Below are 26,809 nucleotides of genomic sequence, written 5' to 3'. Positions count from 1 at the left end.
AAGATAAAGTATTTCTAAAAACCTTAGCGCCAATTCAGTTAACTATTGAAGATATATAGATTTGGTTAAAATAAAATGATTAATATAAAATCAAAAGGGCTTTTTTTTAAAATAAATGGATTTAGAATTTATTTTTAACTTGATTGTAATCAATAAAATAACGAACGCTAATTGAAAAGGTATGATTTAAAGCGTCATTAGTTAATAAATTAGTTACATTATTTCTAAAATCCTTATTAATGTTTCTTTCAAAAGCACCTGCGTTATTTCGATACAAGACAGAAACTTGACTGCCTGGCGCAAACCACCACGAATAAGATAAATCAGCATTCCAAGAATAGAAACTAGAATTTTTATTAGTGGTGTATCCTGCAAAATCCGTAAGTCTTCCGTTATTTTGTAATGCTAAGGTGTTTTTATTTTCAGCATAAGACCAATAATGACGTAAAGAAATATTAAAAGACATTTGACTATTTAAAGCATATTTTCCTGAAAAAGTATTGGCATATGTTATAACGTTTCTATTTGCAAAAATGACGGTGTTTGGTGTGTTTGTATTTAGATCATCGTCAATACTGTCGATACGTCCTTTGTTATTGTTTCTTCTAAAAAAGCTGAAATTATAATTAATGGATAACTTATCATTAAAACGGTATCTAGGACCGAAATCAAAACCATAGGTTGTTCGTCCAGATTCATTAAAAATAGCATAAGAGGGATTAAAATCTATTGCAAACCTATTGTTATAATTCGTTGATATATAAATAAATCCTCCAATTTTAGCAGGAAGAATTACATATTTATCAGCTTGTTGAGATTCGTAGTAATCATAAGTTTCTACTGGGTTAGCATCAATTCCTATTGATAAAGATCTATTTTTTTTATCATTTGCATTAATTTGAAAGTTCAGGTTTCCCGATTGAATTTTTCCACTCTCTTTATGAAATTGAGAATAGGTATCGAATCGTGCGCTAAAACTATTGAAATGTTTGGTAGAGTTGAGAATCCTATAACTGGCATTTCCGTATAAACTATAATAATTAGTTTCAAAATTAATTCCTAAATCATTATTATCAAAATCTTTGGTAGTGATGTCTGCACCAATTCCATAACGAAACTTTCCACTAGTTTCAGAAAAATTCAATTGAGAATTAACTCCTTTTTTGTTTTCGATATCATTGACGAAACTGTATTTAAAATCTCCAGTTAGGCTGTATGTATTTTTTTTAGTATTTAAATCCCAAACTAAAGCACTCACGTTTCCGTCTCTGTAACTGCCATTTCGTGTTACATTTGTATTTACAAAAGTAATTGATGAGTTTTTGCGAAAACGTTGGTCTAAAACTAAAACATTGTAATTGGTTAAGGGTTCAACTACTTCATTTCTTACTTCTTGTGTGTTATTATTTCTTATGGTAGCTTTAGTTTTTTCGGTTACGGCATTTAGGATTCCAACTCCTAATCCCTCTTTTGTTCTTCCTGATATTTTTAAAGCATTTATAAGATTTACGCTTGCAGGATTATCAATTATTTCTTCATTATTATTAATTTCTGGATAGATGCTTGGGTTTCCTCCAATTCGTCTCGAGTAAACCAAGTTGCCTTTGCTAAATAAATCTGTCCCTTCTGTAAAAAAAGGTCTGTTTTCATTAAACTGTTGTTCAAAAGGACCTAAAACAAGGACTTTGTCATCATATTTTGTTTGCCCAAAGTCGGGTACAAGTATCATGTCTAACGTAAAAGCATCATTTATTCCGTATTTTAGATCTAAACCTCCTTTTAGAGTTCCTTTTGTTTTTTGTTTGTCACTCGCATTTATATAAAATGACGAATACGGTAAAAGGAAAAGACGAGTAGGTGGTTTTATGTTTTCAATTCCTTCTAAAATTCCTGTTTGTTGGGTAAAAGTTCCTAATTTGGTATCGATAAAATTCCAAGTGTATTTTTGTCGATCTCGTCTAATTTCTCTAAAAAAATTAAGACCCCAAGTTTGTTTGTCTTCTGCTGAAAACCGTAACGCTGCATAAGGGATTCGCATTTCTACAACCCAACCTTTGTCTGTAATAACCGCTTTGCTTTTCCAAACGGCATCCCAGGAATAATCCTCTCCATTAGAATCAGTGGTAATACAATCGGCTTGACCATCAGCTGCGTTTACGAAAAACTGGAAATCTTGCTGCCCGTCATTGAACCCATTTATGAAAACACCAAAAAGATCCGAAGTACCAAAATTATCTCTTTGAGTAATTTCTTTTAAGATTTTATCTGGACTTTCATCATATAATAAAGCACCTATATATACAGCGTCGTTATCATATAATACTCTAATTTCAGTTCTCTTATTTTCTGGGATTTTTTTTCCATTATCCGGTGTCAACATAACAAAATCACTAGCAATTGGAGCCGATTGCCAAATAGTTTCGTCAAGCTTTCCATCAATTTCAATTTTTTCTGAAATAAATTTAGTCTGTAAGATTTTTTTTTGGCTGTAGCCAAATAAGGAAATGAATAAAAAACAAAGTAAAAGCGAGTTCTTCATATTTTGATTGATAATGATGATTATAAAACCAAAATAGCATGATAGGAACAAGTTGCCGACGTACTTAATAGTTTTTTTAATAGACTCTCTTTTTAAGTCATTGTTACAATTTATTATAGAAAAATTAAAATTTGTTTTTTATAACGTTATAATCAATAAAATAACGCAAGCTTATTGAAAGTACATTGGTAAGATCACTATTAAAAATGTTTTTAAGATTTTTTGACACCTCTTTTTCTACCGTACTTGCTCTCTCAAGACCGTAATTACGGTATAAAACTGAAATTTCACTTCCTGGAGCAAACCACCACGAATAGGATAAATCAAAATTCCATGAATTAAAATTTCGGTCTTTATTTAAATTGTAAGTGCTGTTTGGAGCCAAGTAACCGTTGTTTTGTAAAGTAAAAAAATCATGGTTTTTAGAATAGGACCAATAATATCTGGCAGTAAGATTTATAGTCATTTTATTGTTTAACGAATATTTTCCGGTAAGATCGTTCTGAAGGATCTCCCGATTGCGTTCGGTAAAAATAATTCCTGAATTATTAGAGTCAACCCAACCTCGATCGTTTTTCATTTTGGTGTATTCTAATGCGTAGGCCAATGATATTTTATCATTAAATCTATATTTTGGACTTATGTATAATCCGCTTGTAATTCTTTTTTGTTCATCATATTTTGTGAAATTGACCGTCATGTCTAGCGTTAATGGATTATTTCTATTCAATTCAAAACCAAAATAAGAAGCAATTCTTTTTGGTATATATACATAACTTCCGTACTCGCGTGGCTCATAAAAATCAAAGGATTCTAGTGGGTTTAAAACAATTCCTAACTCAAAATAATCATTGTTTAATGAGGTGCCTTTGAATACCGTTTTATACCAGTTTTCTTGAATTTTTCCCGTAGTATTTTGAATTTCTAAATTAAGTTCTTGTTCAATCTTTAAGGTGTTAAATACTTTTGTTGGATTTAATATTCTATAACTTCCATTTGCAAGAGCACTGTGGTAATTGGTGTAAAAAACAATTCCTAAGTCATTTATATCATAGTTTTCTGAGATGTATTTTCCTGAAAATAAATAACGATATCTTCCACTTGTTTTTTCAAAGTTTAATGCTGTTTTGTATCCATTATAATCTTCAAGCGTATTTACATGGCTAAACTTAAAATCTCCATATAAATTATAGGTATTTTGCTTTGTGTTCAGGTCAAAAACTAAGGCAGAAGTATTAGCATCTCTAAATTCTCCATTTCTAGTAGTATTGGCATTTACAAAAGAAACAGAGGAATTTTGATTGAATCTTTGGTCGAGTACTAAAACATTGTAATTTGTTAAAGGTTCAATAACTTCTTTTCTTTTTTCGTTGGTCAAGGAATTAAAAATAGTCGCTTTCGTTTTTTCTGTAATGGCATTCAAAAAGCCTATTCCTAATCCTTTCTCTGTACGCCCAGATATTTTTACAGCATTTAATAAATTCACTGTGCTAGGATAGTTTGTTATTTCTTCCTCATCCGTAAGATTAGGATACGCACTTGGTTCTCCTCCAATTCTTCTGGAATAGAACAAACCTCCTTTGTTAAATAAATCTGTTCCCTCAGTAAAAAAGGGTCTGTTTTCTTCAAATTTTTGTTCAAAAGGGAGTAAATTTAAAATAGCATTATCAAATTTTGTTTGTCCAAAATCGGGTACTAAAATAGCATCTAATGTAAAGGAATCGTTGATGCCATATTTGATATCAAGTCCCGCTTTTAGGGTGGTGTCAGAGCCAATGTCACTTTGTTGATAATAGGCTGAGGTGTAAGGAATCAGAAATAGGCGAGTAGGTGTTTTTATGTTTTCAATTCCTTCAAGTATTCCTGCTTGCGGAATCACTGCTCCAATTTTTGTATCAATGTGATTCCAGGTATATTTTTGTACGTCTCTTTTAATTTCTCGCATAAAATTCAAACCCCATGTTTGTTTATTCGCTTTAGAAAATCGCAAAGCAGCATACGGAATTTTCATTTCTACAATCCAACCAAAATCAGTTATATTTACTTGACTATCCCAAATAGCGTCCCAAGTAAAATCCTCAGAATCTTCAGTGGCTATACAATCCATTTGCACGCCTGCTGCACTTACAAAAAATCGGAAATCCTGCTGTCCATCGTTAAATCCATTTATGTAAACCGAAAAATGATCAGAGACACCAAAAACATCCCGATTGGTGATTTCTTTTTTAATTTTAGTAGGCTCATCATCATAAAGTAAGGCTGCAATATAAATAGCATCGTTATCATAGACAATTTTCACTTCAGTTTTTTTTGTTGCATTTATCGGTTTGCCATTATCAGGTTCAAACATAACAAAATCAGATGCAAGAGCTGCTGTTTTCCATATTTCTTCCTCTATTTTTCCATCAATAATTATGTTTTCTGTAGTAAATTTTGTTAAAAGTGTCTTTTTTTGACTAAAAGCGCTAAGATTTAAGAATAATAAAAAAAATAGCAAGAATGAATGTGGTTTTGACATATTTTAATGGTTTAATCCAAACAAAAATAACCAAATTAACATAAGAAGTTTTGTTTTTTTAGTGATTCGTTGAATTATTAGTACTATTTTTCTTTGTAACAGTAGTATAATTGTGTTAAATACATTTTTCGCTCTTTATTTTTTCTTACGTTTGCAAACCCAAACACTTATAACTAAAAGAAAATCAATGATTTATACGATAATTCCTACTATTTTATTTGTACTTGCTTCCTTTACTACTAATAGAGCTTCATTCTCTGAAACTAAAACTACTAAACCTATCCTTTATTCGAAAGTCGTAGAGACCAATGTAGAGGCTAAAATTGAATCAGCTTATAATAATTTGCACTCCAGTAAATTTGCCTTGCCAAAATTAGAAAGCTTTGCAGTAGCTTTAAAAGGGTACTATTCTTTAAAAGAAAAAGGATTAATTAAAAAAGAGATTTTAACTTTAATTGATTTTAGTTTGTCTTCTAATACTAAAAGACTTTGGGTAATTAATGTAATTACGGGAGATGTATTGTTTAATTCTCTTGTTGCTCATGGAAGAAATACCGGTGAAGAATTTGCTTCCAATTTCTCAAATGCCAATGAATCTTATAAAAGTAGTTTAGGCTTTTATTCAACAGGAGAAATTTATAACGGAAAACACGGTATGTCTCTTAGATTAGATGGCTTAGAAAAAGGAGTTAATGACAACGCAAGAGCAAGAGGAGTTGTGATGCATGCTGCAGATTATGTTTCTGAATCTTTTATAAAAAACAATCATAGATTAGGTAGAAGTCAAGGTTGTCCTGCCGTTCCAGTTGAATTGTCTAAAGACATCATTAATGTAATAAAAGATAAATCTTGTTTCTTTATTTATCATCCTTCTAGAGATTCTAAATTCGGAATCAAATCAATTTCATAAATTCGAACATTCTTATTTGAAATTAAAATCATCTTTTTCTTTTGAATATTTTGTTTTTATTTCCATATTATTTTTCCTTGTTGATTCCCTTTTTTTGAATAGGGAATCAACAAGGAAATTTTATTTTAAAACGATTGTATTGATCCTTTTAATAATCTCATTTCAAGGCAAAATAATTCTATTTTTTTATCATTGAATTAGTGCGTATTCCAGTTGTTCTTTTAATTCTAAGATGAAGAAGAGCAGTTTTTAGACATAATAATATGTGTTCCGATGTCTTTGATTTCAAAAGATAAACCATTGGTTTTATATCCCATTTTTTTATAAAATTCAATAGCTTCTTTTCTGGCATTGAACCAAATTAAACAGGGCTTTTGTTCAAAACAATGTTTTTCGGTAGCAATAATCAATTCTGCTCCAAAATTTTTCTTCTGTTGTTCTTTTAAAACGGCCATTCCGCGGATTTGAAATTGTTTTTTATTCGTAAAAATTTCATTTTTTGACTCGAATACTGATACAACTCCTATGATATTATCTTGCAAATACAATCCAAAATGAATCGTAGTCTCTAAATTGTCTCCATCAAAATGACAACTTTCTATTGATTTTCCTTCACGAAGCACCGGATGTCTTACCGGATAAGTCTCTAAAGCACTGATTTTTTTTATTTTTTTCATTTTTTTTAAAATTATTTTTGGAAGCTTCTAGCGTTATAATATTTTAATATTAAATTCATTAGCCTCTAAAAGTACTTTTATTGAAAAGTATTTCGCGCTATGTTTTAGATTTTTTAATAAAAAAACTTGCATTCAAGCAAACTTATTAATTATATTTGCACCGTTGTTAATGCGAAAGTAGCTCAGTTGGTAGAGCTCCAGCCTTCCAAGCTGGTTGTCGCGAGTTCGAGCCTCGTCTTTCGCTCTTAGTTTCAAATTTAATTTGAAAATTTTTTACTGTATAATGCGAAAGTAGCTCAGTTGGTAGAGCTCCAGCCTTCCAAGCTGGTTGTCGCGAGTTCGAGCCTCGTCTTTCGCTCTAAAGCCTTAAACTTTTGTTTAAGGCTTTTTTGTTTAAAAACCTTTTTGAGTTTTATTATCTTTTTATTTAAACCTCAAACTTTCATCTGAGGTTTTTTAATTTTCTATCTTAAATAAAAAAAAACAGATTGGTCTCTATTTTTAAGTTTTATTTTAAAGAACTAAGGTCGGATTCTGCTTCTAATTCTTCTGGTACTTGGTTTTGTTTAAAAACACGAGCGTTTAGATTTCCTTTCAAAGTGATTTTTTCTCCTTTAACATCAAGCCAACTGCCTTCTCTTAGTCCTAAAACCGGAACAGTATTGTAAGCATGAAATTCTTTTATCCTAGTTTCACGAGTTTCTCCCATGTGATTGGAGTTTAAGTCTGGATCTAAATAATGTGGGTTTAAATTAAAAGGAATAACTCCAAGAGTTTGAAAACTGGGTGGATAAACAATTGGCATATCATTAGTGGTTTGCATTGTAAGTCCGCAAATATTACTTCCGGCACTAGTTCCTAAATAAGGGGTTCCATTTTTTATCACTTCAGATAAAGTTGTCATTAGGCCTTTTTTATGCAACTGTGATACTAGGACAAAGGTGTTGCCGCCGCCTGTAAAAATTCCTTCTGCATTTTTTAGCGCGAATGTAACATCTTCAAATTCATGAATTCCTTTTACTTTTTTGTTTATTTTGGCAAAAGCCATTGCTACTTTTGCTGTATAATCATCATGAGAAATTCCACCAGGTCTGGCATAAGGAATAAATAGAATTGTTGTGCAATTATGAAAATGATGCTCTAATTCGGGTAATAAATATTCTAAGAATTCTTCGTTTGCAAGTGTTGATGTACTTGCTATTAGTATGTTTTTCATATTAGAGAGGTATATTTAGGCTAAAGATATTGATCCCTTTTTTATATTTCAAGTTTTTAATTAACATTTTTTTACCAAGTCATTAATAGTTAATTTAGAAGGCATTAGGATACTTTTACCGTGAATCAAAATTCAGCTTCCTAACTATGATTAGAATTGTGTGTTTATTTTTAATCTTTTCTACCATGCAAATCAAGGCACAAGAAAGGGATCAGGTACTTTTGAAAGGCAAAGTGAGTGCAGAAAAAATGGTTTTAGAGGATGTTTACGTTATAAATAAAAAGACACAAAAAGCAGTTGTTTCTGATCGTGACGGTATCTTTTCTTTATATGCTACAGTTGGTGATACATTATTATTTAGTGCAACAGAATTTAGAGAAACGATAGTGGTTTTGTCTCATGAAGATTTTCAAACTTCATTGTTTGTAGTTAGGATGAAACCCGTAGTCAATCAATTAAACGAAGTGGTCGTTAGAAATGGTATTAACGCTGTTTCTTTAGGGATTATTCCAAGTGGACAAAGAGTGTATACGCCGGCTGAAAGAAGGTTAAATACGGCTAATAATCTCAATGCAACAGCAAATGCGGGTACAATGGTAGGTGGCTCTATTTCGGCAGATCCATTGCTTAATTGGATTTCTGGAAGAACCAAAATGCTCAAGAAAGAAGTTAAAGTAGAAAAGAAGGAACTTTATTTATTTCAATTAGAAAGTATGTTTTCTAATGATTATTTGGTAAGTAAATTAAAAATACCTTCGGAATATGTAAAAGGTTTTGAATATTACGCCGTTGAAAACGAAGAATTTGTCTCGATTTTAAAATCTAAGAATCCATCAACAATTACCTTTTTGCTTACAGAATTAGCAAATAAATACAAAGAAATAATTGCCCGTGAAAATTAAAATTACGCTACAGTTGATGTTTTTGTTCTTGATGCATGCTGCATTGGGACAAGGAGTTATTACAAAAGAAATAAAAGGAAGAATTTTTGCCGATTCTGTTGCTGTTGATAAAGTAAATGTCGTGAATTTTACAACTCAAAAAGCCACGGTTTCTGATGCGCAAGGAAACTTTATCCTGTCTCTTAAAACGGGTGATATTATTGTTTTTTCAGCAGTAAATTTAGAAACTCTACGTCGCAAAGTTACAGATCAAGATTTACTTCAAGAGATCTTACAAGTAGTGATGCATCCCAAAAGTATTATTTTGAAAGAAGTATTAATAAATGAATCTGCTATAACAGCAGAAAGTTTAGGAATTATTCCTTATGGCCAGAAAAAATATACAGCCGCCGAAAGAAAACTATATACAGCAACTTCTGGAGGAGGAATCGATGGATTACTTAATTCTATTTCGGGACGCAAAGCCATGTTGAAAAAAGAAATTATAGTAGAGAAAAAAGTACAATTGCTAGCGCGAATGGATGTGTTGTATGAAGAGCAATATTATCTGGAAACGCTAAAAATCCCTTTAGATTACATTAAGGGATTTCAATATTACTGCATTGATGATGCTGATTTTGCTAATGCATTAATTGCTAAAAATAAAACCTTAACTCTTTTTTTAGTTGTAAAACTTGCAGAAAATTATAAACAAATAATTGCTGTTGAAAATAAATAGACTGATAATAGGTTTTGTGTCTTTTATGAGCCAAATTTCTTTTGGCCAAAATGGTATTGAAAAAATGCTGCAAGGTAAAATTATTGTAGACTCAATTGCTGCCAGCGGTGTAAATATTCTAAACACAGCAAATGATAAAACAGCCGTTAGTAATAAAGTTGGTGATTTTATTATTTCTGCTAAAATAAATGATGTTTTGGTTTTTACTTCCTTAAACCTAGAATCCCATCGGTTACAAATTAATTTAACTACTTTTTCCTCTGGAGTATTATTTGTAAAAATGTCTCCGAAAACAACAGCGCTTAAAGAAGTGGTTGTTGGTAAAAAGGAATTTTCGGCAGTTTCATTAGGGATAATGTCTAAAGCGCCAAAAAGTTTTTCTCCAGCAGAGCGACAACTACAAACCGCTGGTGATTTTAAACCAATTATGTTGTTAGGTTTATTGGGTGGTTCGATGGAGCTTGATCCATTGATAAACAAGATTAATGGCAGGACAAAAAGGTTGAAGAAATTGGTAGTCCTAGAAAAAAAAGAAATACATCTAAATAGGATATCAGAATTGTATACAGAAGATTTTTTTACTAATAAATTAGGTATTTCTTCTGAATATGTTGGTGGTTTTAAATACTACATTGTCGAAAATGATGCTTTCTTGAAAGTGCTATCTTCTAAAAATGAAGAGGAAATTACTTTTTTTATGATTACCTTAGCTCAAGAATATAAAGCACTTATCGTTCTTGAAAAATAAATAAATTATAGAAAGATTTTGTTGCAATTTTAAATTACTTCCTTAAAAATATAATATAAAACAACCTCCAAATGAAAACCAAAATCGAAATACTTTGTTTGATTTTTTTTACTCAGTTTATCTTTGCTCAAAATGAAAATAGAAAACCCTTGCATGGTCAATTCAAAAACGAAACCGCATTGGTTGATAACGGTTACGTTTTTAATTTAAATTCGAAAACGCGAACCTTTATTAGTAATCAAGGTTTTTTTGATGTTTTGGCCATGCCGAAAGATACCTTGCTGGTTTTGAGTACTTCTTTCAAATCTAAAAAGATTGTATTGCAAGAAAAGGATTTTTCAAAACCTTTGTTTATTGTTAATTTAGAATCTCAAACTACTTTACTAAAGGAAGTAATTATCAAAGGGAAAACCGAAATTAAGCCTGCGCTACCAAGTTCTCAAAGTATGGTAGATCTAAAGTTTACTGATGATGTTGCAACCTCACCAAAAAATAGAGTGATGCCTTCTGACGGAACTATAGAAAACGGAATGGATTTTGTTCGGATTTTTAAGATGGTTTCTAAAATGTTCAAGAAAGATGTTGAAAAAGCAGGTTCGACTGTCAGTTTTTCAGAGACAGTGTATAAAGGAGTAGATTCGTATTTTTTTACGAATACCTTAAAATTAAAAACGAGCGAAATTGGACTTTTTCTGGATTATTGTGAAAACGACCCAAGGTCTAAAAATCTTTTGAAAGAGAAAGATGAGTTTATGTTGATTGATTTTCTAATCACCAAGAATGAAGAGTTTAAAAGAATAACTACTTTTGAAAAATGAAAAAAACAATTTTAATTACTTTTTTGGGAATGTTATTTTTAACATTAACTTCTTTTGATGTTCATAAATTTTATGTGGCATTATACCAAGTTAATTACGCACCCGAAAAGAAAATGATACAAATAACCACTCGTATTTTTGTAGATGATTTAAATAATTCATTAGCTAAAAAATACCAAAAGAAAATTAATTTAGGTTCTGATAAAGAAACCGAGGAAGATCTTACTCTCTTTAAGAAGTATCTTGCCGAAAAGTTTTACATCAAAGTAAATGGTCATGCAAAACCAATTCAGTTTTTAAGTAAAGAAATGGAAGGTGATGTGCTTATATGTTATTTTAGTATTAAAGATATACATAAGATTAATACGTTAGATATTTACAATGCAGTTATAACAGAAGGAAACTCTGAGCAGCAAAATATTATGCATTTTAATGTATTAGGAGTCAAAAACACCTTACTTTTTAGTGAATCTTCTTCTAAAGGGTTGTTAAAATATTAATAATTAACAATAAATTTATATAAAATTATTATTTTCACAGACTGAAAACCAGAATTAAACCTATGAAAAAATTATCCCTATTATTATTTCTTCCTGCGTTATTATTTGCACAGGAGAAAAACCCACCCACAACCACTAAACAAACAGGAAGATACGACAACAATAAGTTTAGTCAAATGTATGATCTGTTAGCAACGCCTAATATGTTTCGTACAGCTTCTGGAGCGCCAGGGCCAGCATATTACCAACAACAAGCCGATTATAAAATAGATATTGAGTTAGATGACAAGAAATCTAGCATAAAAGGATCGGAAATGATTACCTATTATAACAATTCTCCTGATACTTTAGAGTATTTATGGGTTCAGTTAGATCAAAATCAAGCAGCAAAAACGTCAGAAACTCCGTTGGCTGATAGCCAAAGAATGGAGCAAGTTTTTCCTGCAGCAAACTTTGCTAATAAGTTTTTACAACAAGATTTAGAGCGTGGTTTTAATATAGAAGCAGTAAATGATGCAACAGGAAAACCATTGTCTTATACTATAAATCATACTATGATGCGTATCAATTTAGTTACGCCTATGAAACCAGGAGAGAAATTCTCTTTTGGTGTAAAATGGAATTACAACATCAATAATTATAGAGTAGAGGGAGGTCGTTCAGGTTATGAATTATTTGAAAAAGACGGAAATAAATTATATGTAATTGCACAATTCTACCCAAGAATGGCAGTTTATAATGATGTTGAAGGATGGCAAAACATGCAGTTCTGGGGAACAGGGGAATTTACACTTCCTTTTGGAAATTTTGATGTTAATATTACAGTTCCTGCAGACCATGTTATGGAAGCTACTGGAGATTTAACCAATAGAAGCGAAGTGTTTACGCCGGAGCAAGTAAAAAGATACGAATTGGCTATGAAAACCTATGATAAGCCTGTTGTAATCGTTACCCAAGCGGAAGCAGAAGCAGCAGAAAAAGGGTTTTCTAACAAGAAAAAAACATGGAAATTTAGCGCTAAAAACGTTAGAGATTTTGGAATAGCTACTTCAAGAAAATTTATTCTTGATATGATGGCTGTTAAGATGGGCGAGAAATCAGTAATGGCAGTTTCGATATATCCTAAAGAAGCAAATCCGTTTTGGGGAGAAACAGCAACAAGAACAGTCGCGCATACGTTAAAAAGTTATTCCTCTCATACTTTTGATTATCCTTATCCAAAAGCAGTTTCTGTATCTGCAGAAGATCAAGGAATGGAATACCCAATGATTTGTTGGAATTACGGTCGTCCAGATGAAAATGGAGTGGTAAGTGAGCGTATAAAAAACGGAATGATTGGTGTGACTATACATGAAGTAGGACACAATTTCTTTCCAATGATTGTAAATTCAGATGAGCGTCAGTGGTCTTGGATGGATGAAGGTTTAAACACTTTTATGCAATATATGGCAGAACAAGAATTAGGAACAAATTTTCCTTCTAGTCGTGGTCCAGCAAGTAAAATAGTTCCTTACATGAGTGGAGATCAGAAATTTTTAGAACCTATTATGTCTAACTCAGAAACCATTGCTCAGTTTGGTGCAAATGCTTATGGTAAGCCAGCAACGGGATTAAATATTCTTAGAGAAACTATTATGGGTCGAGAATTATTTGACCATGCTTTTAAGGTTTACGCAAACAGATGGAAGTTCAAGCATCCTACACCTGAAGACTTTTTTAGAACGATGGAAGACGCTTCTGCAGTAGATTTAGATTGGTTCTTTAGAGGTTGGTTTTATTCTACTGATTTTGTAGATATTGGAATAAAAGAGGTAAAACAATATTATGTTTCTGAAACCGCTACTAAAGAATTAAAGGATGCAATAGTAAAAAGAGGACGTTTTGGTGAAGAAAAAGGACCTTTCGTTTATTTAGTTCCTGGAACAAGCGGAGAGTTATCTGCTAAAAATAAAAAAGCATTTAAGATAGAAGACGTAAATTTACTCTCAGACTATGTAAATAAAAAATTTACAGCCGACGAGAAAACAAAATTAAAATCTCCGAAGTATTTTTATGAAGTAGAGTTCAATAAACCTGGCGGAATGATTATGCCTATTATTGTTGAATTAACTTATGAAGACAATACAACCGAAATGTTTAAATATCCTGCTCAAATCTGGAGAAAGAACAATGATACCGCTAAGAAAGTATATGCTACTGAAAAAGCAATTAAGAAAATACAAGTAGATCCAAAATTAGAAACAGCTGATATTGATGTAACTAATAATACTTGGCCAAAAGAAGAAGTAAAATCTAAATTTGATTAAACAAATATTTCATAAAAAAAGAGACTCTTTTCAGAGTCTCTTTTTTTATGAAATATTTAAAAGTACAAGGTTCAAAATTTAATATCTTTGTAACACTAAAAAATAAAATTATGTTTGGTATAGGTGGTGGCGAATTAATTTTTATCATGTTTATAATCTTAATGCTGTTTGGATCTGATAAAGTTCCAGAAGTCGCTCGAACTATGGGTAAAGCGATGGCACAGTTAAAGAATGCTACAAATGATATAAAAAGTGAAATTCAAAAAGGAGCTGAATCTAACGGATTTGATTCACAATCATTATTAGATTTACAGGGTAATATCACTTCGGAAATTAATAAAGTAAAGGATAACTTATTGGGTGATACGTCTCAGTATAATGATTTTGCTGTAAATATTAGTACTGAGCTTAATAAAGCTAAAGAAAACTTACTTGGCGATGTTAATGGCTCGTTAGAAGGAACTAAAGAAATTATTGAAGATGTTTCTGGACCTATAAAACGCCAAATGTAATGTTAGAGAAAATACTTTCTTTAGACACTGAATTATTGGTTTTTTTGAATGGTTTAGGATCTCCTACCTACGATGCCCTTTGGTTGTTTATAACCAAGCAAAGCAATTGGATTCCGCTTTTCTTACTTTTGTTGTATGTTATTTTTAAAAAAATTGGCGGGAAGCAAACATTATATCTTTTATTGTTTGTGGCTCTTTTAGTAACGTTTACGGATCAAATGACCAATTTATTTAAAAATGGATTTCAAAGATTGCGTCCTTGTAATAATCCTGAAATCAATTCTTTTATAAGAGTGGTGCAAGTGCGAAATTCTTTTAGTTTTTTCTCTGGACATGCAGCAAATTCAATGGCAGTTGCTTCTTTTTTATATTTTACTTTAAGATCGTATTTTAAATATTTTGTGTTAATCTTTCTTTGGCCTTTTATATTTGCTTACAGTAGGATTTATCTAGGATTGCATTATCCAGGAGATATTTTAATGGGTTATTTGTTCGGATTTACTTTTGGTTTCCTAATGTATAAATTATATAAAGTGGCACAAAAAAAGTATTTTCCAAAGCCAAACTTATAATATTTAGAAGTCTAATAATACTATTGCTCTTTAATAAATATAGACTAAATCTGTTAGATAGGTTCTAAATTTTTGGATGCTTTTTTTTAATTACAAAACCCTACTAACAGTCAAACCATCGCGAATAGGTAGCAAAACTGTTTCTACTCTAGGATCTTCTTTCAGTAATTTATTGTATTCCATTATTATTTTTGTGCTAATATCATTCGGTTGAATAGGTTCCAGAACTTTACCGCTCCACAATACATTATCAGATAAAATAATGCCTCCTTTATTCATCTTTGGTAAAATCAATTCAAAATAATTGATATAGTTTTCTTTATCGGCATCTATAAAAACAAGATCGAATTTAGTTTGTAGCGTTGGAATTATATCTACCGCTTCTCCTAAATACTGAAAAATTTGTTTTCCCCAAGGTGACTTGTCAAAATGCTTTCGCTGAAAATCAACCAGCTCTTCTTTTATATCAATGGTATGAAGTGTCCCGTTTTCTTGCATTCCTTCGCACAAGCACAAAGCAGAATATCCAGTGTAAGTTCCAATTTCTAATATATTTACAGGGCGAATAAGTTTAGAAAGCATGCTTAAAACTCGACCTTGAAAATGTCCGCTTAACATTCTTGGAAGTAAAATTTTTTGATAGGTTTCTTTGTTTAAAGCGGCTAATAAAGCAGGTTCTTTTTCAGAATGTTGCTCGATGTAGTCTTCTAGTTCTTGGGAAATGAAATGCATTATTTAGATAATTTTCAATTGTCAGCAAAGTTATCAAATTATCAAAACAACAAATCAAGAAATTGTCATTAAATTTGCATCATGGAAATTGATAAAAAAGACATTCGAGCCTTGTCGAAAGAAGCATTAAGAGAATTTTTTGTTACGAATGGGGATAAAGCCTTTCGTGGGAATCAAGTATATGAATGGCTTTGGAGTAAAGGAGCGCATAGTTTTGAGGATATGACGAATGTTTCAAAAGAAACAAGAAATAAGCTAGAAGCTAATTTTGTCATCAATCATATCAATGTAGATACGATTCAACGAAGTGAGGATGGAACTGTAAAAAATGCCGTTCGTTTGCACGATGGTTTAGTTGTAGAGTCGGTTTTAATTCCTACTAATACACGAACAACAGCTTGCGTATCTAGCCAAGTAGGTTGCAGTTTAGATTGTAATTTTTGTGCCACAGCACGATTAAAAAGAATGCGTAATCTGGAACCTGGAGAAATTTACGATCAAGTATTAGCTATAGATAAAGAGAGTAGGTTGTATTACAATCATCCTTTATCGAATATTGTTTTCATGGGAATGGGTGAGCCGCTGATGAATTATAATAATGTCTTGAAAGCAATCGAAATGATTATTTCGCCAGAAGGATTGGGCATGTCTCCCAAACGAATTATGGTATCGACTTCTGGAGTACCAAAGATGATAAAAAAATTAGCTGACGATGACGTTAAATTTAAATTAGCTGTTTCTTTACACTCCGCAATTGATGAAATTCGATCTCGAATAATGCCGTTTAGTGCTAATTTCCCTTTAGCAGATTTAAGAGAATCATTAGAATATTGGTATAGAAAAACAAAAAGCAAGATCTCTTACGAATATGTGGTTTGGAAAGGAATTAATGATAATAAAGAATCAGTTGATGCATTAGTGAAGTTTTGTAAATATGTTCCTTGTAAAGTTAATTTGATTGAATACAATCCTATTGATGATGGAGAATTTCAACAAGCCTCAGAAGAGTCTATAAATGCTTATATTAAAGCTTTAGAAGCCAGCGGAATTGTTGTTAAAGTGAGACGTAGTAGGGGAAAAGACATAGATGCTGCATGTGGACAGTTAGCAAATAAAGAAGCTTAATTTTTATAAAAAACACCTACAGATTATAAAAATAAAAAGGGTTTGACACTGTTGTCAAACCCTTTTTTACATTTTTAAACGGTCGAATTATTTAATTACTCCAGGAATTTCTTTTGAAATAGGATGCTTTGCTTCATAAGTATATCCCATGATTTTGGCAATGGTTTGTGCAAATTGATTTTGATACAATTGATTTTCATTAGTCATCTCTCCTTTACCTTCAATCTGTGGTCCCATTGCAGCAAACCAAATTTCAGAGGCGTCTTTTATATCAGGGCCATGACTAGTCCATTCTGCTTTTGTGAGATCGCCGCGTCCATGATCAGTAGTAAAAATCAACGCAGTTTTATTTTTGTATTGCGGGTCATTTTGCACAAAGTTCCAAATCTCCTTCATCCAGGCATCTACTTGATGAGCTGCATCCAAATAAGAACGGTAAAAGCCAGCGTGAGCCCATTCATCTGTTTCTCCATAAGAGATGTATAACACACGAGGTTTATTGGTTTTCAATTCTTCTAATGCACCATAATGGGTAAAAACATCTAGACATTCTTCCTCGTGAAAGGGTTTGAAAGAATCGGCAAGCATGGCATTAATGAGTTGTTGTTTCGCTGTTGGATTTTTGCCTCCTGTTTTATCAAATGCAGATATTACAGGAAAACCACCTCTTTTTTCATTTAAAATATTGTCAAAAGCATCCCAAGCTCCAAAAGCGGCTACTTTTCCTTTAATTTTAGGTTGTTTGTTTAGATATTCTAACACGGTTACATTAGGATTGGCAGGATATTTATTCGAATTGATTAATGTATCAGCATATCCAGTCATGATTTCGTTATATCCAGGATAGCTAAACCAATACGGATTAGCATTATTAACTTTATTTCCTAAAGTTCTATTGCCATACAGTTGTCCTTTTTTTGCTAAAACAGACCACATAAAAGGCATAAGTTTTTCTCGTCGTTCCTTGGGATTTTCAGCCCAATATTTTTTATAAATGTAGCTGCTGTCATTCTGATTGAATTTTTTATCTCTTGCTAAATTTTCGTCCATTCCTTTGAAAGCTTCTTGCCATCTAAAACCATCTGTAGTAATGATAATTATGTTTTCGGCTTGTTGTGCTTTACTATGTATAGCACTAAAAAGTAGTAATATCAAAAATATTTTTTTCATTTTTTTTTTATTTAATTAAAATTATCCCACCATATTTTTTTGTTAATATCATCACCACCCATTTTTTGTAGTGCTTTATTGTTGTTTTCTGCATTTACAGATTGTTCAAGACTTGGATACATGATGCGTCTAGGAACTTTACCGTTGTTTTTGGATCCGGGTCCTGCTTTTATAAAGCTAGGTTTTCCTGTTCTTTTCCAATCTAACCATGACTCAATTCCTGTATGATATAGAGCCAGCCATTTTTGTACATATAAAACTTCTGTGGTAGAATTATAAGGAGCAATAGTTGTTAAGTAGTTGGAAGGCATCGTAACATTCCATTGTTTGAATGAAGCTTCTACTGCAGTATTATAATATCCTTGTGCATTACCATTAGTAATAAGATTGCGTTGACTAGCTTCTGCTAATAAAAAGTTTAACTCGCTGTACGTCATCAATAGTGAGGCTATTTTTGTTTTCGTGTAAAAATAATCTTCGGCTCTTCTAGAATAATTGGTAGGTTCTCCAATTTTATCTAATGTAAGACCTGGTAACAACCCTAAATGATTATTTTTACCTTCTATTGGGTCAATCCACTCGTCAAGTCTAGTATCACTATTTGCTATTAGGGTGTTTACTAAATGAGTAGAAGGAATTACGATATTATAACCGTATAATCTATTGATACCATCACTCATTGGAGAAATGTTAGGATAACTTCCAGAATAAAAATAAGTTGCATTGTCTGCATTTGACTGAAATATTGGATATTGTGATGGTTTGCTAACAATTTCATTTATTGTGAGGCTAACATTTTTTTTATTAGAAATACGCATCAATAACCTTAAATGTAGTGAATTAGCAAATTTTCGCCATTTTAGCATGTCACCATTAAACAATAAATCTCCTTCGATTTTTAATTTAGTGTCAATTATACTATTGGCTTTATCTAAATTCAATAGCAGTTGGGTGTAAATTTCCTCTTGTGAATCATATTTGGGTTTTAAAATGCCTTCTTCTCCTCTTGAAGCTTCCAAATAAGGAGCATCGCCATACGTATCTGTAATTAAACTCATCGAGTAAGTTTCTAGAATTAAACTCACAGCTTCATAGTTTTTATCGTTTAAAGCGATGGCTTGTTTTTTAAGATCGTATATGTCATTCAGCCATTTGTATTTTTCCCAAAAACGATCATCTGAACCCCAATTGTAAATATCCAATTCATTGTATTCATAATTGCCTCCGTATTGTGCTACTATGTCTCCAAAGTTGTATGAATCTGAAACATTACTATTTGCTAAATTGAATATTATATTTGGTAAAAGTTGCTTTGGCTGTGAAGTAGTAGGTTGGTTTTTATTGGTATTAATTTCTTCAAACCCATCGGTGCAAGAAACACTAAATGTGAATAGTGTTATTAGTAAAATTATTTTTTTCATGATTATTATTTTAGAATGAAGCATTTAATTTGATTCCGTAATTTCTAGAAGAGGGAAGTTGTAAAACTTCAAAACCGGGCAATAAAGTGCCACCACTTATTGCTTGTGTTTCTGGATCTATGTTAGGGACTTTTGTCCAAAGGGCTAAATTATTTCCTACCAAACCAATGCTTAGATTTTGCATTTTAAAAGTAGTTATCCATTTAGTTGATAGTCTATAATTCAAACTCACTTCTCTCAATTTTACATACGAAGCATCAAACGTATTGGCTTCTATATTATCTCTTCTATAAGCATTAGAGTAATACCAGTTTTCTGCACTTACTGAAGTTGTATTGGGACTATAGCTTCCATCTGGATTTTTTACAACGCCTTTTCCTATTATTCCTGTTTCTCTACCAGGTAATGAAACGGCTAATATGCCACTTTCCATTCCGATAGAATTTGTCATCGAATATATTTTCCCTCCCTGTCTTATGTCTACTAGAGCATTGAAATTGAAATTTTTATATTTCAAATTAGTAGTAAGACCTAACATCCAATCAGGATTGTAGTTTCCTATTTTTTTTATTTTAGTATCAAGTATCGGAGATCCCATATCGTCAAATACAATTTGATTGTCTGGACTTCTCAAATAACCACGCCCGTACATGTCGCCCATTCGTTCTCCTACACGAGCTTCTATTGTTCCGCCACTTGGGCCTTGAGCAATGATGTAATTGTCAATTCCTGGTGTTAACTCTTTTACAGTTCCTCTATTTCTAGTGAAATTTGCATTTATCGACCATTCAAAATCTTTAGTTCTAATAGGTGTAATTCCTAATCCCAATTCTAGACCTTTATTTTGAATTTTACCCGCATTAATAACATTCGAATTAAATCCAGAAGCTTGTGAAATATCTAAACCTACAATTTGATTTTTAGAATTAGTGACATAATAACTCACATCAAGTGTTACTCTCTTCTTGAAAAGTTGGGCTTCAATTCCTGCTTCATACGATGTGGCAATCTCAGGTTTTAAATTACTGTTTAAAATTGCGTCAGGATTAGTCAAAGTTCCAGGAAGTGAACCGTTAGAATAGGTTTTTACTAATCGATAAGGATCGGTGTCGTTACCTACAGATGCTGCGTTTACTCTCAATTTCAAAAAATCAATCTTATCATTCATTTCAAACAAAGAAGTTGGAATAAAACTCAAAGAAGCAGATGGATAAAAATAGGAGTTATTATTCACAGGAAGCGTAGAGGACCAATCATTTCTTGCTGTTAGGTCTAAATACAAGTAGTCTTTATAGCCTATGTTGGCTAAGCTGTAAATACTGTTAATGCGCTTTTTATAAATATTTCTAGATTGAATAGGCAGTACATTGATGTTTTGCAAATTATATATACCAGGAATACTTATTCCTTGTCCTTCAATTTTACTTTCGGATGTGTATTGGTTCATGCTATTGGCTCCATAAGAAACTTTAACAGAAAAATCACCAAAAGTATGATCGTAAGAAAGCAGCATATCGGCATTGTATTCTGTAAATCCTATAGTTTGCTCGCGATACATTCCTTGTGTATATCGTGAGGATCCAATTGGCCTGCGAGACCATCTAAAATCATTCGAATTATCCATTCCTATTCTACCCATTAAGGAAAAATCAGTATTGATCTGATACGTAGAAGAAACATTACCAAAAATGCGTCCTTTCTTAAACGCATTTATATTTTCATAAGCAATTTTAAAAGGATTGTCTCCCCAGCCAAACATGCTGTTTTGTTTCACGTCTTTTATAATCCAATACTCTTTTAACCAATCCAAATCTACATTAGTGTGATTCCAAAGCAAATTATACATAATACCTTGGCTACCATAACCTGTAACAGGAGTGTTATCGCTGTTGCTTTTAGTATAAGTGGCAACAGTTGCGAGTTTCCATTTATCTGAAATAGAATAATTTAGATTTAAACTTATGTTTTCTCTTCTTAAATTAGAATTGGGAACAATATCTTCGCTTGTCGTTTTTCCGTAACTAAGTCTAAAATTTGTTTTTTCATCCGATCCAGAAATAGAGACAGAATTAGAAATTGAACTTCCTTTTCTAAAAAAATCATTTAAGTTGTATCTAAATTCAAAGGGTAAAACTTGGCCTTGGCCCACTGCATAACCTGGACTTCCGTTCTGAAGTATAGCAAGACCAGAACCTAAACGTGGTCCTAAATTGGTATCGGCTCCTGGGTCATACACTTGTTTAGAACCCGCGCCATATTGATCTTGAATCTCAGGTAGTCGCAATGCCTCACTGGTCATAAAAGAAGAAGAAATAGTCACTCCCAAACCTTTATTCTTTTTTCCCGATTTGGTTGTTATTACAATTACACCATTGGCCGCTCTAGAGCCGTATAAAGCAGATGCTGCAGCCCCTTTTAATACGTTAACACTTTCAATATTTTCTTGATCAATTTCCGAAGCTCCGTTGCCATAATCAGTAGGTAAGTCGGCTTGATTTGTTGCAGAACTTCCTACGCCATAAACGGTATTGTTAATGGGAATACCATCTACAATAAATAAGGGTCCGTTGTTGTTAATGTTTAATGATTTGTCGCCTCTGATAGTAATTCTAGAAGAGCTCGTAATCCCATTTCCAGAGCCTGTAATTTGTACTCCAGACATTTTACCGGTTAAATTTGAAACGAAATTAGCAGAGTTTACTTTATTAATATCATCTGATTTTAATTCCTGAGAGGCATATCCTAAAGCGCGTTTTTCTCTTTTTATTCCCAAAGCGGTAATTACCACCTCTCCTAAAACTACTGAGTCGTCTTGAAGTGTTATTTCTAAATTTTCTTGACGATCTACAACTACTTCTTTAGTTACAAAACCGATGAAGGTAAAAACTAAAGTATTTCCTTTTTCAGTATTAATTGAGAATTTTCCATTGGCATCAGTGATGGTTGTGTTTTTAGTTCCCTTGACTAAAATGGTTGTTCCCATCAGTGGAAATTTAGAAGAATCAGTTACTTTTCCTTGAATAGTTTTTGATTGAGCACTCATTAAATTTGCACAAAATACTAATGTAATTAAGAGTAAATTTTGTTTTAAAATTTTCATTTTTTTTCTAGTTATGTTTGTGGTGCAAACTTAGAAGTCAGATAACAAGTTCTAATTAAGGAAACTTTAACAATGACGAATTGTTAATTAAGAATTGGTTAGCAATGTTAAGAGTAAGTTTTTTTAATTTCGATTAGTAAAATTTATTTTAAGTCTGTTTATAACTACGAAAAGATGTAACTTTGAAAGCGAAATGAATGTCACCTCTCAAATTAAACAGCCCATTTTTAAAGAAATGGAACTTTTTGAAAAAAAGTTCTATGAATCGATGACTTCGCAAGTGGCTTTGTTGAATAGAATTACCTATTACATTGTCAATAGAAAGGGGAAACAAATGCGACCTATGTTTGTTTTTTTAACATCCAAAATGGTTTCAGAAGGCATCGTAAATGACCGAACTTACCGTGGAGCTTGTGTCATAGAGCTGATTCATACTGCAACTTTAGTGCATGATGATGTTGTAGATGATAGCAACAGACGAAGAGGTTTTTTCTCTATTAATGCACTTTGGAAAAATAAAATTGCCGTATTAGTAGGCGATTATTTATTGTCTAAAGGATTATTACTCTCTATAGATAATGGTGATTTTGATTTGCTAAGGATTATATCTGTCGCTGTGCGTGAAATGAGCGAGGGTGAGCTGCTACAAATCGAAAAAGCCCGAAGACTTGATATTACCGAGGACGTTTATTACGACATTATCCGAAAAAAGACAGCAACACTTATTGCTGCTTGTTGTGCGCTTGGTGCAAAATCTGTAATTGAAGATGATGTTCAGGTGGAGAATATGAGAAAATTTGGTGAGCTTATAGGAATGGCTTTCCAGATCAAAGACGATTTATTTGATTATACTGATGAAGCCATTGGTAAACCCACCGGAATTGATATTAAAGAACAAAAAATGACTTTACCACTTATTCATGTTTTGAATACGTGTACTTCAAAAGAAAAAAGTTGGTTGATCAATTCTATAAAAAACCACAATAAAGATAAAAAAAGAGTTAAAGAAGTTATTGCATTCGTAAAGAACAATAACGGTTTAGTCTACGCTGAAAATAAAATGATCGAATTTCAGCAGGAGGCCTTATCTCTTTTGGATAATTATCCTGACTCTGAATATAAAGATGCCCTAATCTTAATGGTTAACTACGTAATTGAAAGAAAAAAATAAATTATAGAATTAGACAATTTATAAGTTTAATTTGAATAGTTTATTTTTTTTATTAAAGATTCTATACTTTATATTATTGTTTATATGTTGTAAATCAGTAGCTTAATTTTGTTTTTAGATATTTTTTTACTTTTTTAAAATTATCCATGCAACCTTTTTGTCTTCATTCTCGTCTATACTAATAGAAGTCTTATTCAATGTCAAAAAGCAATTAAAACAAGAATAATTTTTTTGCTATTACTATTGAATTTTGTCATTGAAATCATTTATGAAAGTAATCCAATTACATCAACAAGAAAAAGAGTTAATTCAGTTGGCTGTCGAAAATAATCGGCAAGCACAACAGCAGCTTTACACTCAATTTTCTCCTAAAATGTTAAGTGTTTGCCGCCAATATATAAAGGATATACATCAAGCAGAAGACATTATGATAACTGCCTTTATGAAAGTTTTTGTTAACCTTCAAAACTTCGAAAATAAAGGAAGTTTTGAAGGTTGGATTAGAAGGATAATGGTCAATGAATGTATTTCTTTTATCAGAGTCAATAAAAAAGTTAAATACATCGAAGAGGAAACTTATTTGGAAGAAAGCTTTAATAATATAGAAAGCAAATTTTCAATAGATGATATTCAGTTTTTGATCGATGGCTTACCAGAGGGTTATAAAATGGTGTTCAATTTATTTGCAATAGAAGGTTTTAAGCACAATGAAATAGCAAGTTTATTAGGAATAAGTGAAGGAACATCAAAGTCGCAATTATCACATGCTAGGAAAATGTTGCAAGGACAGATTAATAAGTTAAAAAATTACAGTTATGGAACCAGATAATTTTGAAAAACAATTTAAAGCGCAATTAAACGTAAGGGAAATAAAACCGACGCCAATGGCTTGGGAAAAATTGGATAGTATGTTAACTGCTGCCGAAAAGCCAAAAAGTAAGTTCTCTTGGATTTATATTGCAGCTAGTTTTGTTGGGTTTTTAATGATTTCAACGTTTTATTTTAATAGTTCTGAAAGTGTCAAAACACAAACGATTAACCCAATTGTTCTTGAGCAAAAAGGAATAGATACTAATATTGAGGAACCTACAATAAAGAAAAAAGAAGATTTATCTAAAACAGTTCAAAACGGAATGCCAAAATCTTCTGGAGTTCTTGCTGTTGCCACTAGCTCGAAAAGCAATCTAATTCAAAAATCTTATGCATTAAAAGATTCATCAACTAGAGATCCGATAAATAATGTTAAGATAAATAAAGCTGTTGGGAATAGTGAAAATACAATAGATATTTCTAAAAGATACAGTTCTGCTGAAAAATTGTTAGCTGAAATTAGTAACACGAAGTACGAAAACAAAGCTGTTCAACCAAACAATATAGGGATTACTGTTAGTGCAAACAGCTTGCTCTCTGATGCTGAAACCGAATTAAATCAATCCTTTAGAGAAAAAGCATTAGATAAATTCAGCAAAAATTATAATGCTATAAAAACAGTTTTAGTTAATAGAAATTATCAAGATTAAACCAATCATCAATCATCAATCAAAAAACGAAAATCATGAGAAAAATTATTTTATTTACAGTTATTCTTTTGGTCGCTATGGTCGCCAAATTAAACGCTCAAAGTACAGGAAGTTATAAATATGTGCTAGACTGGTCGTATTGGGAACCAAACTCTCCTAATTACAACATGAGTTTTGAAAAAAATCCACAGCTAATGGATCAAAATATTTTTACCATGAAGTCAGTTAAAAATAAGATTTATGGTTTTGGTTCCCTTATGAAAACCGTTCCATCTGATTTATATAAAGGAAAAACAGTTAAAATGTCTGGATATGTAAAAAGTGAAAAAGCAAAATCTGGTGCTGCATTATGGATGCGTGTTGATTATTATTCAGCTCAAGTTCTCGCTTTTGACAATATGAACGATAGACGCATTAAAGGAACAACAGACTGGCAAAAATATGAAATCGTATTATTTGTACCAGTTGATGCTACCTCTATTTCTTATGGTGTTTTATTAAATGAAACAGGTCAAGTTTGGTTTAAAGACATTACTATAGAAATAGTAGATGATTCTCTTGCGGAAACAGGCTACAATAAAGGAAGAGACAATAAATTGATTTCCTTTGAAAAAAGAGCCAAAGCAATAGGGGACGAAATTAAGTTGGTGAAGGATAGAGAAAAAAAGGCATTAAAAAATGAAGTAGATGCTATTGATCAAGAAGTAGAAAAAGGATTAATTTCGAAAGAAAAAGCAGAAGCACTCAAATTAGAAAAAGCAAAAGTACGTGCCAATACTATCGAAACTAAAGTAGCTTTAGAGGAGAAGAAATTGAATCAGTTAATTCAAGATATAGTAGATGGTAAATTTGATAGTGCTGAAAATGATAAAAAAGGCTCAACCAGAGTTATTATTGGGATTAGTAATGATTCTATAGGTTCTAATAATAGAGAATTCAATGTGACTTCTATGAAGTTTTATAATGGATATGAGGATAAAGAAAGTAGATTGTCTAAAAGAACTACAAGCCAATTAGTTTTTGCTGCGGGATTGAATAATGTAGTAACAAATGGAAATGTGAATAAGTCAGATTTTAGGTATTTTGGATCTCATTTTTATGAACTTGGTGTTACGTACAATAGTAGAATCTTAGAAAAGGATAATCTTTTGCACGCTAAATATGGTCTTTCTTTGATGTATAATAATCTTCGTCCAACGGATAATCGCAGTTTTGTAGTGAATGGAAATCAAACAGATCTTACTGTAGATTCTAGAGATTTAAATGATTCACGTTTTAAAAATGTTTATTTAGTTGCGCCCTTACATTTAGAATTTGATTTTTCTGGTAATAAAGATTCAAATGGGAAACCTTTATTTAGAACCCACAATAGCTTTCGTTTGGGAGTTGGAGGATATGCAGGAGTTAATTTGAAATCAAAGCAAATTATAAAATATAATGACAATGACCTGAAAGTTACTGATAAAGTCAAAGGCGATTTTAATACAACAGATTTTATTTATGGTTTAAGTACTTATGCAGGTTATAAATCGACAAGTTTATATTTGAAATATGATTTAAATCCGTTGTTTAAAAATAATGCTGTGAATCAGAATAATGTTTCTTTAGGATTGCGTTTCGATTTTAATTAAGAT

Annotated in this window: 22 protein-coding genes and 2 tRNA genes; 16 read left to right on the top strand and 8 right to left on the bottom strand. The window is 31.7% G+C overall.

Features of this window, described 5'->3' with window-relative positions; all coding sequences use genetic code 11:
* Window positions 1-121: 121 nt before the first annotated feature.
* Together J3S90_RS02605 and J3S90_RS02600 are read right to left on the bottom strand one after the other, a co-directional pair.
* Window positions 122-2,539, bottom strand: coding sequence for a DUF5916 domain-containing protein (locus tag J3S90_RS02605; RefSeq protein ID WP_210644528.1), 2,418 nt, complete (start codon window positions 2,537-2,539; stop codon window positions 122-124).
* Window positions 2,540-2,663: 124 nt separating this feature from the next.
* Window positions 2,664-5,057, bottom strand: coding sequence for a DUF5916 domain-containing protein (locus tag J3S90_RS02600; protein ID WP_210644527.1), 2,394 nt, complete (start codon window positions 5,055-5,057; stop codon window positions 2,664-2,666).
* A gap of 187 nt (window positions 5,058-5,244) precedes the next feature.
* Between J3S90_RS02600 and J3S90_RS02595 the strand changes: the two genes are divergently transcribed.
* On the top strand, window positions 5,245-5,967 hold the full coding sequence (locus tag J3S90_RS02595) for a murein L,D-transpeptidase catalytic domain family protein (protein WP_210644524.1): 723 nt from the start codon (window positions 5,245-5,247) through the stop codon (window positions 5,965-5,967).
* 227 nt (window positions 5,968-6,194) lie between these two features.
* On the opposite strand, the gene J3S90_RS02590 is transcribed toward J3S90_RS02595, so the two are convergent.
* A complete protein-coding gene (locus J3S90_RS02590) occupies window positions 6,195-6,644 on the bottom strand; it encodes a GNAT family N-acetyltransferase (protein WP_210644523.1) in 450 nt (149 codons plus the stop codon).
* Window positions 6,645-6,815: 171 nt separating this feature from the next.
* Here J3S90_RS02590 and J3S90_RS02585 point away from each other — a divergent pair.
* Both J3S90_RS02585 and J3S90_RS02580 read left to right on the top strand, forming a co-directional pair.
* Window positions 6,816-6,888 (top strand) — tRNA-Gly (locus J3S90_RS02585).
* A 41-nt stretch (window positions 6,889-6,929) separates the two neighbouring features.
* Window positions 6,930-7,002, top strand: a tRNA-Gly gene (locus J3S90_RS02580).
* Window positions 7,003-7,152: 150 nt separating this feature from the next.
* Here the strand turns inward: J3S90_RS02580 and pepE are convergent.
* Window positions 7,153-7,860, bottom strand: a complete 708-nt coding sequence (pepE, locus tag J3S90_RS02575) for a dipeptidase PepE (RefSeq protein ID WP_210644521.1) — start codon at window positions 7,858-7,860, stop codon at window positions 7,153-7,155.
* A 185-nt stretch (window positions 7,861-8,045) separates the two neighbouring features.
* On the opposite strand from pepE, the gene J3S90_RS02570 reads away from it, so the two are divergent.
* The 8 genes from J3S90_RS02570 to J3S90_RS02535 all read left to right on the top strand — a co-directional run bounded on the left by J3S90_RS02570 (window position 8,046) and on the right by J3S90_RS02535 (window position 14,936).
* Complete coding sequence (locus tag J3S90_RS02570) at window positions 8,046-8,762, top strand: hypothetical protein (protein ID WP_236023872.1); 717 nt, start codon at window positions 8,046-8,048, stop codon at window positions 8,760-8,762.
* Window positions 8,752-9,480 (top strand): carboxypeptidase-like regulatory domain-containing protein, encoded by a 729-nt coding sequence (locus J3S90_RS02565; protein WP_317192518.1) that lies wholly within the window; start codon window positions 8,752-8,754, stop codon window positions 9,478-9,480. The genes J3S90_RS02570 and J3S90_RS02565 overlap by 11 nt, the downstream gene beginning before the upstream one ends.
* On the top strand, window positions 9,467-10,228 hold the full coding sequence (locus tag J3S90_RS02560; RefSeq protein ID WP_210644517.1) for a hypothetical protein: 762 nt from the start codon (window positions 9,467-9,469) through the stop codon (window positions 10,226-10,228). The genes J3S90_RS02565 and J3S90_RS02560 overlap by 14 nt, the downstream gene beginning before the upstream one ends.
* Window positions 10,229-10,299: 71 nt before the next feature.
* Window positions 10,300-11,046 (top strand): hypothetical protein, encoded by a 747-nt coding sequence (locus tag J3S90_RS02555; RefSeq protein WP_210644515.1) that lies wholly within the window; start codon window positions 10,300-10,302, stop codon window positions 11,044-11,046.
* Window positions 11,043-11,546, top strand: a complete 504-nt coding sequence (locus J3S90_RS02550; RefSeq protein ID WP_188048799.1) for a DUF6702 family protein — start codon at window positions 11,043-11,045, stop codon at window positions 11,544-11,546. Before J3S90_RS02555 ends, J3S90_RS02550 begins: the two co-directional genes overlap by 4 nt.
* 62 nt (window positions 11,547-11,608) lie before the next feature.
* Entirely contained in the window at window positions 11,609-13,852 is a 2,244-nt protein-coding gene (locus J3S90_RS02545) for a M1 family metallopeptidase (protein ID WP_188048798.1), read from the top strand.
* A gap of 110 nt (window positions 13,853-13,962) precedes the next feature.
* Window positions 13,963-14,364 (top strand): Sec-independent protein translocase subunit TatA/TatB, encoded by a 402-nt coding sequence (locus tag J3S90_RS02540; protein ID WP_188049495.1) that lies wholly within the window; start codon window positions 13,963-13,965, stop codon window positions 14,362-14,364.
* Window positions 14,364-14,936, top strand: coding sequence for a phosphatase PAP2 family protein (locus tag J3S90_RS02535; protein ID WP_210644513.1), 573 nt, complete (start codon window positions 14,364-14,366; stop codon window positions 14,934-14,936). The genes J3S90_RS02540 and J3S90_RS02535 overlap by 1 nt, the downstream gene beginning before the upstream one ends.
* A 90-nt stretch (window positions 14,937-15,026) precedes the next feature.
* Here J3S90_RS02535 and J3S90_RS02530 read toward each other — a convergent pair whose 3' ends face one another.
* The gene (locus J3S90_RS02530) at window positions 15,027-15,668 is read right to left on the bottom strand and encodes an O-methyltransferase (protein WP_188048796.1); all 642 of its coding nucleotides are present in this window, start codon (window positions 15,666-15,668) and stop codon (window positions 15,027-15,029) included.
* A gap of 81 nt (window positions 15,669-15,749) precedes the next feature.
* Here J3S90_RS02530 and rlmN point away from each other — a divergent pair, with 81 nt between their 5' ends.
* Window positions 15,750-16,793 carry a 23S rRNA (adenine(2503)-C(2))-methyltransferase RlmN gene (gene rlmN, locus J3S90_RS02525; protein WP_188048795.1) on the top strand — a complete coding sequence of 348 codons (1,044 nt, stop codon included), beginning with the start codon at window positions 15,750-15,752 and terminating at the stop codon, window positions 16,791-16,793.
* Between the two features lie 87 nt (window positions 16,794-16,880).
* Here rlmN and J3S90_RS02520 read toward each other — a convergent pair whose 3' ends face one another.
* Genes J3S90_RS02520 through J3S90_RS02510 form a run of 3 tightly spaced genes read right to left on the bottom strand, consistent with a single transcriptional unit; the run spans window position 16,881 to window position 22,484 of the window.
* Entirely contained in the window at window positions 16,881-17,963 is a 1,083-nt protein-coding gene (locus J3S90_RS02520; RefSeq protein ID WP_210644511.1) for an alkaline phosphatase family protein, read from the bottom strand.
* An 11-nt stretch (window positions 17,964-17,974) separates the two neighbouring features.
* A complete protein-coding gene (locus J3S90_RS02515) occupies window positions 17,975-19,384 on the bottom strand; it encodes a SusD/RagB family nutrient-binding outer membrane lipoprotein (protein WP_188048793.1) in 1,410 nt (469 codons plus the stop codon).
* A gap of 10 nt (window positions 19,385-19,394) precedes the next feature.
* Entirely contained in the window at window positions 19,395-22,484 is a 3,090-nt protein-coding gene (locus tag J3S90_RS02510) for a SusC/RagA family TonB-linked outer membrane protein (RefSeq protein WP_210644508.1), read from the bottom strand.
* Between the two features lie 193 nt (window positions 22,485-22,677).
* Between J3S90_RS02510 and J3S90_RS02505 the strand changes: the two genes are divergently transcribed.
* The 4 genes from J3S90_RS02505 (at window position 22,678) to J3S90_RS02490 (ending at window position 26,806) form a co-directional block, all read left to right on the top strand.
* Entirely contained in the window at window positions 22,678-23,655 is a 978-nt protein-coding gene (locus J3S90_RS02505; protein WP_210644506.1) for a polyprenyl synthetase family protein, read from the top strand.
* Between the two features lie 268 nt (window positions 23,656-23,923).
* Window positions 23,924-24,484, top strand: a complete 561-nt coding sequence (locus J3S90_RS02500; protein WP_210644504.1) for an RNA polymerase sigma factor — start codon at window positions 23,924-23,926, stop codon at window positions 24,482-24,484.
* Window positions 24,471-25,175 carry a hypothetical protein gene (locus J3S90_RS02495; protein ID WP_210644502.1) on the top strand — a complete coding sequence of 235 codons (705 nt, stop codon included), beginning with the start codon at window positions 24,471-24,473 and terminating at the stop codon, window positions 25,173-25,175. Before J3S90_RS02500 ends, J3S90_RS02495 begins: the two co-directional genes overlap by 14 nt.
* Window positions 25,176-25,210: 35 nt before the next feature.
* Window positions 25,211-26,806, top strand: coding sequence for a hypothetical protein (locus J3S90_RS02490; RefSeq protein ID WP_210644500.1), 1,596 nt, complete (start codon window positions 25,211-25,213; stop codon window positions 26,804-26,806).
* Window positions 26,807-26,809: the final 3 nt, after the last annotated feature.

Origin of the sequence: Flavobacterium flabelliforme (assembly GCF_017948675.1) — a bacterium.
Taxonomy (GTDB): domain Bacteria; phylum Bacteroidota; class Bacteroidia; order Flavobacteriales; family Flavobacteriaceae; genus Flavobacterium; species Flavobacterium pygoscelis.
The sequence above is the reverse complement of the archived record's forward strand: the minus strand, read 5'-3'. Positions and strand labels throughout refer to the sequence as shown.

Excerpts from the sequence above, each read along its gene's own strand:
- J3S90_RS02605 (WP_210644528.1), bottom strand. The coding sequence starts at position 2,539 with ATGAAGAACTCGCTTTTACTTTGTTTTTTATTCATTTCCTTATTTGGC.
- J3S90_RS02600 (WP_210644527.1), bottom strand. The coding sequence starts at position 5,057 with ATGTCAAAACCACATTCATTCTTGCTATTTTTTTTATTATTCTTAAAT.
- J3S90_RS02595 (WP_210644524.1), top strand. The coding sequence starts at position 5,245 with ATGATTTATACGATAATTCCTACTATTTTATTTGTACTTGCTTCCTTT.
- J3S90_RS02590 (WP_210644523.1), bottom strand. The coding sequence starts at position 6,644 with ATGAAAAAAATAAAAAAAATCAGTGCTTTAGAGACTTATCCGGTAAGA.
- pepE (WP_210644521.1), bottom strand. The coding sequence starts at position 7,860 with ATGAAAAACATACTAATAGCAAGTACATCAACACTTGCAAACGAAGAA.
- J3S90_RS02570 (WP_236023872.1), top strand. The coding sequence starts at position 8,046 with ATGCAAATCAAGGCACAAGAAAGGGATCAGGTACTTTTGAAAGGCAAA.
- J3S90_RS02555 (WP_210644515.1), top strand. The coding sequence starts at position 10,300 with ATGAAAACCAAAATCGAAATACTTTGTTTGATTTTTTTTACTCAGTTT.
- J3S90_RS02550 (WP_188048799.1), top strand. The coding sequence starts at position 11,043 with ATGAAAAAAACAATTTTAATTACTTTTTTGGGAATGTTATTTTTAACA.
- J3S90_RS02545 (WP_188048798.1), top strand. The coding sequence starts at position 11,609 with ATGAAAAAATTATCCCTATTATTATTTCTTCCTGCGTTATTATTTGCA.
- J3S90_RS02540 (WP_188049495.1), top strand. The coding sequence starts at position 13,963 with ATGTTTGGTATAGGTGGTGGCGAATTAATTTTTATCATGTTTATAATC.
- J3S90_RS02535 (WP_210644513.1), top strand. The coding sequence starts at position 14,364 with ATGTTAGAGAAAATACTTTCTTTAGACACTGAATTATTGGTTTTTTTG.
- J3S90_RS02530 (WP_188048796.1), bottom strand. The coding sequence starts at position 15,668 with ATGCATTTCATTTCCCAAGAACTAGAAGACTACATCGAGCAACATTCT.
- rlmN (WP_188048795.1), top strand. The coding sequence starts at position 15,750 with ATGGAAATTGATAAAAAAGACATTCGAGCCTTGTCGAAAGAAGCATTA.
- J3S90_RS02520 (WP_210644511.1), bottom strand. The coding sequence starts at position 17,963 with ATGAAAAAAATATTTTTGATATTACTACTTTTTAGTGCTATACATAGT.
- J3S90_RS02515 (WP_188048793.1), bottom strand. The coding sequence starts at position 19,384 with ATGAAAAAAATAATTTTACTAATAACACTATTCACATTTAGTGTTTCT.
- J3S90_RS02510 (WP_210644508.1), bottom strand. The coding sequence starts at position 22,484 with ATGAAAATTTTAAAACAAAATTTACTCTTAATTACATTAGTATTTTGT.
- J3S90_RS02505 (WP_210644506.1), top strand. The coding sequence starts at position 22,678 with ATGAATGTCACCTCTCAAATTAAACAGCCCATTTTTAAAGAAATGGAA.
- J3S90_RS02500 (WP_210644504.1), top strand. The coding sequence starts at position 23,924 with ATGAAAGTAATCCAATTACATCAACAAGAAAAAGAGTTAATTCAGTTG.
- J3S90_RS02495 (WP_210644502.1), top strand. The coding sequence starts at position 24,471 with ATGGAACCAGATAATTTTGAAAAACAATTTAAAGCGCAATTAAACGTA.
- J3S90_RS02490 (WP_210644500.1), top strand. The coding sequence starts at position 25,211 with ATGAGAAAAATTATTTTATTTACAGTTATTCTTTTGGTCGCTATGGTC.